We start from the raw sequence: 10964 nt of genomic DNA, 5'->3' as shown, positions 1-10964 counted from the left end.
TCTTCAGACAATGAGGTGATAAAAAACTCACCCTTTTCGTGAAAAGCATCAAACCAGCAGTCCAGTCCGTCCACCGAAATATTCTGCAGATTATCAATTTCTGCATGGATTCCCTCACGACACCATTCATATGTATTGCTGAGCGTCGTCCGCTCTCCATTCATCTCAAAAATATAGGACCTGTCCGCATCATAATAATCCCCGATGTCCTGAAGAATATGTTTAAGTGTCGTCTTATCTTTCGGTTTATCTAAATATCCCCGCATAAAATTGCGGATGGCTTCTTCCTGATTTTTTGTATTCATCCCATTCCCAAAAATTTCTCCCATAGCATACCTCCCGAATGCTTTTTGTCTATCACTTTATTTAATTATAGCAAAGCAGTGATACATAAGCAATGGAGGAATCTTCTTTTTCTTTACATCCCTTTACTTGCCAATCCGGTATCTGTATGTTAAACTCTCTGTAAGCAAATACATGCTAAAATCAAAAAGGCAGGTAAACTATGAAGTATACAAAACAGATTATTTTCATGGCATTTGTTCCCCTGATTACGTTTCTCATCTGTCTGTTGTTCTTTCTCTTTATTTCATCTTTTGCAAAAACACAGCAGATGCAGGTGAACGCTGCATCCACTAATGAACAGCTCTTACATAATGAAAAAATCCAGACCCTTAACCCGAAACATAATGCCGGTGATTCGAATCCGGTTCTGGTCGAACAGATTAATCTGGCTCAATATCTTCACGGCAATCTTAAATTTATCTCTGAACCTTACACTTTTTTAAAAGAAACGTCAGATAAAAAATCAGACCTTCTTCACTCAAAAAAAGAAGAACCGGAAGCTTCTCAATCTTTTACATGGAACGGAAGCCGGCTGACTGCAGGCTCCGGCGTTAATTATGGCCCAAGCGGAAAAGAAACCTATTACAACCTGGATATGACCGGTGTTATCTATATGATGCGATGCCTCGGCAATACAGATGAATACTGGGTTCGTTCCGACGGCTGCAAAATGCTTGGAAATTATATTATGATCGCCGCCAACCTGAGCGTTCATCCGAGAGGAAGCCTGGTGCAGACAAGTCTTGGAACAGGCATTGTCTGTGATACCGGTTCATTTGCCGAAGAAGATCCGAATCAGATTGATATTGCCGTGACCTGGTAAAAAAAATTCCTGCATCAGGAAAGTCATTTTTTTAACTTACCTGATACAGGAATCTTTCTATATTTATTATCTTACTTCTTTCAGCACCTCGATCAATTCCGGAATTACTTCAAAAAGATCTCCTACAATGCCATAGTCTGCCACATCAAAAATCGGTGCATCCGGATCTTTATTGATGGCAACAATACAATCTGAACCGGACATTCCCATCGTATGCTGCATCGCACCGGAAATGCCACAGGCAATATAGAGCTTCGGAGAAACGATCTTACCTGTCTGTCCGACCTGATAAGCATATGGCACCCAACCTGCATCTACAATAGCACGGGATGCGGCCGGTACCCCATTCAATTCTTTTGCAAAGTCTTCAATGATCTTATAACCTTCCGGCGATCCGATTCCGCGTCCTGCGGCCACAATGATCTCTGCCTCTTCCAGCTCGACCCGCTCTGCAACTTCCTTGACTCTTTCAATAAGTTTTAAACGAATATCTTCTTTCGCAATATGGATATCCTCCCGGATAATAACCCCGGTCCGGTCTCTGTTCTTTTTCGCTTTTTTAAATATTCCCTGACGCACCGTACCCATCTGCGGACGATGACCCGAACAGAGAATGGCTGCCATTAAATCTCCGCCATAAGTCGGTCTGGTCCAGATAACGTTGCTGTTCTCTTTATCATAGTCCATGATCGTACAGTCTGCGGACAGTCCCGTGTTCAGATTACAGGCTACCCTTGGCCCCAGATCACGTCCATTGTGTGTCGCTCCCAAAAGAATAATTGATGGTTTATATTTATGTACCAGTGTTTCAAGAGCATATCCGTAGGCATCTGTAGAATAGTTATAATATTCATCACCTTCTACAAGCAGAACTTCATCGGCACCGTAAGCAATCGCCTCATTCGCAATATTTTCCACATTACCGCCGATGACGACTGCCACAAGCTTCTGTTCCATCTTATTCGCAAGTTCTCTGGCAGGAGCAAGCAGTTCATAACCGACCGGCTTTGCAATATTTTCTTCTGTTTCAATATATACCCATAAATTCTTCCACTCGTCTTTATTCATGGTCTTACCCCCTATCCCAATTTTTTTGCTTCTCTGAGCAAATCAACCAGTTTCACTGCAGATTCTTTCGCCGTCTCTTCTGAAATCTTAACACAATGTTTATTTCTGACCGGCGCATATATTCTGTCAACTCTCGTAGGAGAACCGTCCACACCGCATCTGGATAAATCCAGTCCCGGAATATCTTTTGACGTAATGATCGTGATCGGCTTTTTATTCGCCTCCAGCTTACTCTTAATTGATGGGTATCTAGGATTATAAATTGGCTTCTCAACAGTGACAACTGCCGGTTTTCGGACAGACACCATATCATATCCCTGATCACTGCTTCGTTTTACGATAATCGTGTCACTTCCATTCGTAACTTCCAGAGCATACGTCACCTGAGCAATACCCAGATGGGCTGCAAGTTCCGGTCCCACCTGTCCCGTCTCACAGTCAACGGCCTGCTTTCCGGCCATAATAAGATCAAAAGCCCCTTCCCTGCTTTCGATCATCTTGATAGCGGAAGCCAGAATATAACTTGTTGCCAATGTATCCGACCCTTTGAACACATCCTCATCGCAGCACAGATATGCCTTGTCCGCCCCGACAGAAAGACATGTTCTGAGCGCTTCCTCTGCCTGCATAGGTCCCATAGATAAAACCGTAATCTCCGTGTTTTTCGTAACTTCCTTAATACGTACGGCCACCTCCAGCGTATACGCATCAAAAGGGTTGATGATACTCGGAACACCTTCACGGATCAGGTTATTTGTAACCGGATCAATTTCAATCTCTCTTGCATCTGGAACCTGCTTCACACATACTAGAATCTTCACCTTGCTACCTCCCATTAAATAATATAGTCCCCGAAATCAGGAAGGCTTCGAAACAAAGCTCCCTGACTTCATTCCCTGCATAAAATCCCTTAATTTTTATTATACACCTTTTTTGAGAGTATAGCGATAATTTTTTAACAAATTTATTTTAAATCTTCCAAAAACAAAGTTACATCTTTCATTGTGTAATCGACAGCAATATACTCCGGAATTCTTTTCAGAACTTCCGGCACATCTTTATCCGGCATCCCGGGAAAAATAATCCCAACGGCAAGAAATGCGGCTGCAAGAAAGCAACGAAACAGGAAAAAAATCCCGGGATCCATTCCCGACATATGATCTTCATAACTGCGCACGCTCTGTCCGCTTTCCATACGCATTTTCTCGATTTCTCTCAAACGATCTCTGTCCATAAAAAAACACCATCGAATAACATATTTATATATTATATCGATGATGTTTTTAAATCATTCTTAAGATAATAACATACGGTCGTTTGCGAATTCTCCGCCGCTGGCCTGTTCAAATTTCTTCAGAAGATCACTGACCTCGAGGCGTTTCTTCTCCTCACCGCGCACATCATAAATGATACGTCCCTCGTGCATCATGATCAGACGATTTCCAAGTCGGATCGCATCCTTCATATTATGTGTGACCATCAAGGCTGTCAGGTGATTTTCGTTGACGATCTCTTCTGTCAGATCCAATACCTTTTTCGCTGTCTTCGGGTCAAGAGCGGCCGTATGTTCGTCGAGAAGCAGAAGTTTAGGCTTTTTAAGTGTTGCCATTAAAAGCGTCAGTGCCTGTCTCTGACCACCGGAAAGAAGTCCGACTTTCGATGAGAGGCGATCTTCAAGTCCTAAATCCAAACGGGTCAAAAGCGTTTTATACTGTTCTTTTTCTTCTTTTGAAATACCCCAGCGAAGTCCTCTTTTTTCACCTCTTCGAAGTGCAAGTGCAAGATTCTCCTGAATCTCCATGTCCGCCGCCGTACCGCGCATCGGATCCTGGAAAACACGTCCAAGATATTTTGCACGGGCATGTTCCGGAAGGCGTGAAATATTGACGCCATCTAACGTAATCGTTCCCGAATCGATCGGATAAACACCGGCAATCATATTCAATGTAGTTGACTTACCTGCACCGTTACCACCGATGATCGTCACAAAATCTTCCGGTTCCAGATGGAGATTGATGCCGTTGAGCGCTTTCTTTTCATTGATCGTACCTGCATTAAATGTCTTTCTTACATTTGAAATTTTAAGCATCCTCTTCTCCTCCTTCCGAATAGGAATGTTTCAGACGATATTTTTCCATAGCCACAGGCACACAGAGAGCCAGTGCTACAATAATAGCTGATAATAACTTCATGTCATTTGCATCCATACCAAGCTGGAGTACAATGGCACGGATCAAAAAGTAAACAATTGAGCCGACAACTGCGGATATTAATCGTCCGGCAAAGTTACGCACCTTACCCATAAGGACATCACCGATAACAATGGCGGCCAGACCGATAACGATAGCACCGGTTCCCATACCGATATCTGCATATTTCTGGCTCTGGCACACAAGCGCACCGGAAAGACCTACAAGACCATTGGCCATCATGAGAGCGATCATCTTTGTCATTTTTGTATTCACACCAAGTGCACGGATCATATCTTCATTATTACCTGTCGCACGCAGAGCGGAACCGATCTCTGTACCGAAAAACCAGTATAAGAGGAAAATAACGGCTCCCGCAATAACAAGACCGATCAGTCCCGATGCTAAAGATGTCTTCATGCCTGTTGCATCAACAAGACCGGAAAAAATTGTACCGGTTTTTAATAATGGAATATTACTTTTTCCCATAATACGAAGGTTAATTGACCAGAGAGATATCTGTGTCAGAATACCGGCCAAAATTGCCGGAATTTCAAATACTGTATGCAGGAAACCTGTGACAGCACCTGCCAGAACACCTGCGGCTGTCGCGATCAGAAGGGCAATGAACGGATTCACTCCGTGGGTAACGACCAGTGTGGCACATACACATCCGCCCAGTGCAAAACTTCCGTCAACCGTAAGATCGGCTATATCAAGAATCTTATAGGTAATATAAACTCCAAGCACAAAAATACCCCAGAGGATACCCTGGGACGCCGCACCCTGAAGTGCCAGTAAAATACCACCAATATTCATGTGTGTTTCTCCCCTTTATCTTATTCGAAGTTTTACTAAAAAAAGCCCCGGCAAATATGTTTCATATTTGCCGGAGTTATTTTTAAGTAATGGAATTATTCAAGTCCGGAAATATCAATTCCCAATGTTGCTGCTGTATCTTCATTGCCAATGAATTCGCATTTTTCTTCTGGATAATATTCAATTGGCATTGTAGCAGGATCAGCACCTTCTGTAAGGATCTTAACAGCCATCTGGCCTGCAAGGTATCCTAATTCATAGTAGTCGATACTATATGTACAAAGAGCACCTGCATTTACCATACCTTCTTCACCGGCAATAACCGGAAGATTGTTTTCATTAGCAACCATAGCAACTGTGTTCATACCAGCAGCGATTGTATTATCTGTAAAGCTGTATAATGCATCAACTTTGCCGACTGCAGATTCAACTACAGACTGGATCTCGTTGGAGCTTGCTACTGAAAATTCTACAACTTCAAGACCTGCAGCTGCACAAGCTTCTTTTGTCATCTCAAGCTGGATAGCGGAGTTGCTTTCAGCTGAACAGTAAAGAACGCCAACTGTCTTTGCATCCGGAAGAACTTTCTGAAGAAGACTGATCTGAGCTTCGATTGGAGTTAAATCAGAAGAACCTGTAACATTACCGCCAGGAGCATCGTTTGATTCAACAAGACCGGAAGCAGCGAAATCTGTGATAGCTGTACCAACGATCGGAATCTCTGTTGTAATACCTGCAACAGCCTGTGCAGCAGGTGTAGCGATTGCAAGAATCAGATCATCGCCATCATTTACAAGTTTCTCAGCAATTGTCTGACATGCTGTCTGGTCACCCTGTGCATTCTGCTGATCAATTGTATAAGAAATTCCGGCATCATCAAGGGCTGCAACAAAACCTTCATTAGAAGCATCAAGAGCAGCATGTTCTACAAGCTGTAATACACCGATCTTGTAAGTTGTTCCGTCTGCAGCAGCTTTTGTTTCTGCTGTTGTCTCAGTTGTTGTTTCAGCAGCTTTTGTTTCTGCTGTTGTTTCTTTTTTGCTGGAACCGCAGGCTGTTAAAGAAGCCACGATCATCGCACCTGCCAGTACCATAGCAAGACCTTTTTTCATAAATTTCATCCTCTTTCCTTTTTACTTCATCACATAAAAGCGTTGAAGCATTGCTTTTCTATAATAATAAATCATTTAAAGAAAAAAGTCAATTCTTTTTCTTGCGTTCAAACCGGTTTTCAGTCCCTTTTAAAAGGCGTTTAATATTCTCACGGTGACGCATCCAGGCCATCAGCCAGAAAACCACGCTGATACCGAATAAATGCCACTGACCAGGATAAAAAATGAGGACACCGATCGGAAAGGCAAGGCTCATGTACAATGATCCTACAGACACATAACGGGTCGTAAAAAAGATCAGAAAAAATCCGATAATACCAAGAAGACCGATGCGAATATCCAGTGCAAGCATCACACCGGAAGTGGTCGCAATCCCCTTGCCGCCTTTAAATTTCAGATAAAAAGGATAGTTGTGACCCAAAGCCACACCAAGTCCGGTATAAGCCAGAAGCAGATTAAAATCCATGTTCGGTGTCAGAATATGTCCAAAAATCACATATTTGACCAGCAAAATAGCAAAAATCGCTTTCAGTGCATCTCCAAGATAGGTAATATAACCGGCCTTTTTCCCGAGAACTCTCAGTGTATTGGTCGTACCCGCATTGCCGCTTCCATAATTACGAATATCAATACCGTGACATCTTCCGTAAATATAGCCGGTCTGGAAACATCCAAAGAAATAACCGATCAACAGGCACAGAAAAATATCTCGTATCATTTTTTATTTTTCCTTTCTCTCACGGATAATGAATTTCAAAGGTGTTCCCCTGAAACCGAAAGCTTCTCTTATTTTATTTTCAATATATCGTGTATAAGAAAAATGGGTCAGTTCCTTGTCATTGACAAAAATAACAAATGTAGGCGGTTTTACAGCCACCTGAGTAATATAATATAATTTCAGACGGCGGCCCTTGTCTGACGGCGGCTGCTTTAAGGCAACAGCCTCTGCCATGATTTCATTAAGCACACCGGTTCCGATTCTCAAAGAATGGTTCTGAATGACCATATCGATCAGTTCATAAAGCTTTGTAATACGCTGTCCGGTCATCGCAGAAATGAACACAATCTCTGCGTAAGGCATATAGGCCAGTGTCTCACGAATCTTTTTCGTATGTTGATAAATCGTTTTATCATTTTTGACAACCGCATCCCACTTGTTGACTGCAATGATAACCCCTTTGCCCCGCTCATGAGCAATGCCGGCAATTTTGGCATCCTGCTCTGTCACACCTTCTGTGGCATCAATCATCAAAAGAACGATATTGGCCCGCTCAACGGCAGCTACCGCACGGATAATACTGTAACGCTCAAGATCTTCTTTAATTTTATTCTTTCTGCGGATTCCGGCCGTATCAATAAATACATATTCCTGGCCATGGTACTTAACGACAGTATCAATGGCATCTCGGGTCGTACCGGCAATGTTGGATACGATGGAGCGCTCCGAACCGCACAGTTTATTTATGAGTGAAGATTTTCCCACATTCGGTTTTCCGATGATTGCAATTCTCGGACGGTCATCCTCTTCCTCCTGGGCAGAGCCTTCAGGAAAATACTTGACCACTTCATCCAAAAGGTCACCAAGACCAAGCTGGGATGCAGCAGAGATTCCAAATGGATCACCGATACCCAGATTATAAAACTCATAAATATCCGCCTCATACTTTTTAAAGCTGTCCACCTTATTGACAGCAAGAACGATCGGTTTTCCGGAACGGCGCAGCATATCGGCTACTTTGTAGTCTGCATCGATTACTCCCTGCTGAACATCTGTCACAAAAATAATGACATCCGCAGTAGCAATGGCAATTTCCGCCTGCTCACGCATGCTTGATAAAATCAAATCCCGGCTCTCCGGTTCGATACCACCTGTATCCACCATTGTAAACTGTTTGTCAAGCCATGTGACATCTGCGTAAATACGGTCACGCGTAACACCCGGTGTGTCTTTAACAATAGATATCTTTTTACCGGCCAGGACATTAAATAATGTGGATTTTCCCACATTCGGACGGCCGACAACCGCCACGATCGGTTTACTCATAATTTTATTCTCCTTCTATTCCATTAATTTCGATTCCCTGTGATACAAGGGCATCGAAGAGGTCATTTCCGTTTGATTGTACAATACGTACCGGAACTTGTAAAGTTTTTTCAATTTCATTTATATGCATATCGTCTAAAAGCACGTCTTCACCGCTTCGAAGCACATTGACCGGAAGCAAAAGTTCGGAACCGAGCGTCCGGTTTTTAAGCTGGGCCACAATATCCTGACCGGTCAAAAGTCCGGACACTGTAATCTGCGGTCCAAAAAAGTCATTGGTCACCTCAACCACATCCACATGGATATTCGGATACACCGCATTCAGATCCTTTACCAGTTCCTTAAGAAAAGGGCCTGCCAGTTTTCCGGTGGCAATTGTACAGTGTTTCTCGAACAGCTTAGACGATTCCGAAAAACGTGCCTCTTCGAGGGCTTCATGAAATTCCCGCTCCTGCAGTCTTAACATGCCTACGCCGTTTTCAAGCTGAACATACCCGTCATAATTGTCCTCCTCCGGCAGCGGTTCCCCGGCAAGAATATACCATTCATCACTGGCATGGACAAAATGGGTGCCGTATTCTTCCATAAACTGATCCTGCAATGTATGAATCGTCTTTAATACGGCTTTTGCATCTTCACGATCAAAAGGTTCCAGAGGGTAAAGTCCCTCTCTGTGTCTTGAAATGCCGACCGGAACAACCGAAAGGCTTTCCATAAAAGGAAGGAATCCTCCAAGATCCTGAATCGTCTTTTCCAGCTCTTTTCCGTCATTCACCCCTTTACACAAAACGATCTGGCCATTCATGATCGTCTCCGCCTCATAAAGTTTTTGAATCTGATCCATGATTTTTCCGGCAAAGCGATTGTGGAGCATCATACACCGAAGCTCCGGATTTGTTGTATGCACGGATATATTGATCGGCGATAATTTATATCGTATAATTCTGTCCAGATCCTTATCCTTCATATTGGTCAATGTAATATAATTGCCCTGCAAAAAAGAAAGTCTTGAGTCATCGTCCTTAAAATACATTGTCGGCCGCATCCCCTTTGGCAGCTGATCAATAAAACAAAAAATACATTTATTCGTACAGGAATGGTATTCATCCATCAAACTGGATTCAAATTCAATCCCCAAATCCTCGTCCATATATTTATCAATCTCAAAAAGAAGTACCTCACCGTTCTTCTTGAGCACAGTCATCTCGATATACGTATCATTGATCAGATAGCGATAATCAAAAACATCTTCGATCCTTTCGCCATTGACTTCAAGGACCCGGTCTCCCGGTTCAAGCTCCAGCTCTTCACCGATGCTTCCCGGCAAGACCTGTTTAATGATGTGTCCTGATTCCATCCCTCATTCATCCTTTCTCATTATTTTAAACATAAAAATGCAGCAAGACTACCCCTGTTTGCGCCCGTCTTCCTGTGGGACCATAAAAGATCCGGATGACATCCGGTACACCACCGGGTCACGGTAATATTTTCCGGACGCATTCCCGCATCCACCATCACCTGATAGTTCGCTTCCCACAGATTCAGCTGAAACTTGTGATCCGGTTTTTCATATACAAGCCGGTCGCTGACGCGGAAAGATTTCAAAAACACTTCCGCCACATCTTCACTGACTTCATAACAGGACTGGCAGATGGAAGGTCCGATCACACCAATAATATCTTCCGGACGGGAGCCGTAGTGCTCCGTCATCGCCTCAACCGTATTTTTACCGATGCGGGCTGCCGTTCCTCTCCACCCGGAATGTGTCAGTCCGATGGCTTTTTTTACCGGATCCACAAAAAACAGGGGAACGCAATCGGCATGATAGGTGATCAGCACAAGTCCCGGCACATTCGTCACCTGTCCGTCAATGTCAAATACTGTTTTCGGTCGGGTGATCCCGTGTCCCGCATCTTTTTCCGTCACTGCCCTTACATTGGCTGTATGTGTCTGGTCCGTCGACACAATTTTTTTCCAGTCCATACGGATCTCCGAGCAAAATCGCTCAAAGTTTTTATCCACTGCTTCTTTATTATCTCCCCGTGTATAAGATAAATTCATCGACCGGAAATGGCCCCCGCTCACACCGCCGAGCCGTGTGGAAAACCCATGTTCCACACAGCCGGTATCATCCAGTGCCTTATAGCGTATTACAGGAATATCCGCATCCCAATTCACATATTCTCTGTTGTCTGAATTCATTTCATCCTCCTGTCAGTAAAATGCATTCTCTATATGTTCCATACGGCCCTGAGAAAATGTGATCACATCAAACCGATACTCTGTTTCTGTGCTTAACCGGCTTTTATAAATATAATCCCGGGCCGTACGCAAAATCTTTCTCTGTTTTAAAGGTGTCACGGCTTCAGCCGGATCTCCCCAATTGGCCTTTGAACGGCCTTTAACCTCAACAAAGACAACTGCGCCTTCCTCTGACCGGACAATCAGATCGATCTCTCCGTAACGACAGTGATAATTTTTCTCGAGTGTCCGATAACCTTTTGACTTCAGGTAATCTTCTGCCGCATCTTCATAGTCTTTTCCTGCTTTTCTTGTATTCATAT

Annotated in this window: 12 protein-coding genes and 1 pseudogene; 1 reads left to right on the top strand and 12 read right to left on the bottom strand. The window is 43.4% G+C overall.

Annotated features, from left to right (window positions below):
• Nucleotides 1-329, bottom strand: a pseudogene (locus QZZ35_RS06630) (hypothetical protein); the annotation flags it as partial.
• A gap of 176 nt (nt 330-505) precedes the next feature.
• Between QZZ35_RS06630 and QZZ35_RS06625 the strand changes: the two are divergent.
• Entirely contained in the window at nt 506-1168 is a 663-nt protein-coding gene (locus QZZ35_RS06625) for a hypothetical protein (protein WP_291236682.1), read from the top strand.
• A 66-nt stretch (nt 1169-1234) separates the two neighbouring features.
• Here QZZ35_RS06625 and QZZ35_RS06620 read toward each other — a convergent pair whose 3' ends face one another.
• From QZZ35_RS06620 to QZZ35_RS06570, 11 genes are all read right to left on the bottom strand, one after another.
• A complete protein-coding gene (locus tag QZZ35_RS06620; RefSeq protein WP_291236681.1) occupies nt 1235-2236 on the bottom strand; it encodes an electron transfer flavoprotein subunit alpha/FixB family protein in 1002 nt (333 codons plus the stop codon).
• An 11-nt stretch (nt 2237-2247) separates the two neighbouring features.
• Nucleotides 2248-3057 (bottom strand): electron transfer flavoprotein subunit beta/FixA family protein, encoded by an 810-nt coding sequence (locus QZZ35_RS06615; RefSeq protein ID WP_291236680.1) that lies wholly within the window; start codon nt 3055-3057, stop codon nt 2248-2250.
• Nucleotides 3058-3200: 143 nt separating this feature from the next.
• Complete coding sequence (locus tag QZZ35_RS06610) at nt 3201-3470, bottom strand: hypothetical protein (RefSeq protein WP_291236679.1); 270 nt, start codon at nt 3468-3470, stop codon at nt 3201-3203.
• A gap of 60 nt (nt 3471-3530) precedes the next feature.
• Nucleotides 3531-4325: an ABC transporter ATP-binding protein gene (locus QZZ35_RS06605; protein WP_291236678.1), complete on the bottom strand. Its 795-nt coding sequence runs from the start codon at nt 4323-4325 to the stop codon at nt 3531-3533.
• A complete protein-coding gene (locus tag QZZ35_RS06600) occupies nt 4318-5244 on the bottom strand; it encodes an ABC transporter permease (RefSeq protein ID WP_291236677.1) in 927 nt (308 codons plus the stop codon). Before QZZ35_RS06600 ends, QZZ35_RS06605 begins: the two co-directional genes overlap by 8 nt.
• A gap of 95 nt (nt 5245-5339) precedes the next feature.
• On the bottom strand, nt 5340-6365 hold the full coding sequence (locus QZZ35_RS06595) for an ABC transporter substrate-binding protein (protein ID WP_291236676.1): 1026 nt from the start codon (nt 6363-6365) through the stop codon (nt 5340-5342).
• Nucleotides 6366-6444: 79 nt separating this feature from the next.
• Complete coding sequence (gene plsY, locus QZZ35_RS06590) at nt 6445-7074, bottom strand: glycerol-3-phosphate 1-O-acyltransferase PlsY (RefSeq protein ID WP_291236675.1); 630 nt, start codon at nt 7072-7074, stop codon at nt 6445-6447.
• 3 nt (nt 7075-7077) lie between these two features.
• Complete coding sequence (der, locus tag QZZ35_RS06585) at nt 7078-8400, bottom strand: ribosome biogenesis GTPase Der (RefSeq protein WP_291236674.1); 1323 nt, start codon at nt 8398-8400, stop codon at nt 7078-7080.
• Between the two features lie 4 nt (nt 8401-8404).
• Nucleotides 8405-9757, bottom strand: coding sequence for a DUF512 domain-containing protein (locus tag QZZ35_RS06580; protein WP_291236673.1), 1353 nt, complete (start codon nt 9755-9757; stop codon nt 8405-8407).
• 20 nt (nt 9758-9777) lie between these two features.
• Nucleotides 9778-10602: a peptidoglycan editing factor PgeF gene (pgeF, locus tag QZZ35_RS06575; RefSeq protein WP_291236672.1), complete on the bottom strand. Its 825-nt coding sequence runs from the start codon at nt 10600-10602 to the stop codon at nt 9778-9780.
• A 12-nt stretch (nt 10603-10614) separates the two neighbouring features.
• Nucleotides 10615-10964: YraN family protein (locus QZZ35_RS06570; RefSeq protein WP_291236671.1), on the bottom strand; the 350-nt coding region annotated here is incomplete at its 5' end.

This window comes from Frisingicoccus sp. (assembly GCA_016298055.1).
Taxonomy (GTDB): Bacteria; Bacillota; Clostridia; order Lachnospirales; family Lachnospiraceae; genus Frisingicoccus.
Note: the sequence above shows the minus strand (reverse complement) of the source record. Positions and strands in the feature narration are given on the sequence as shown.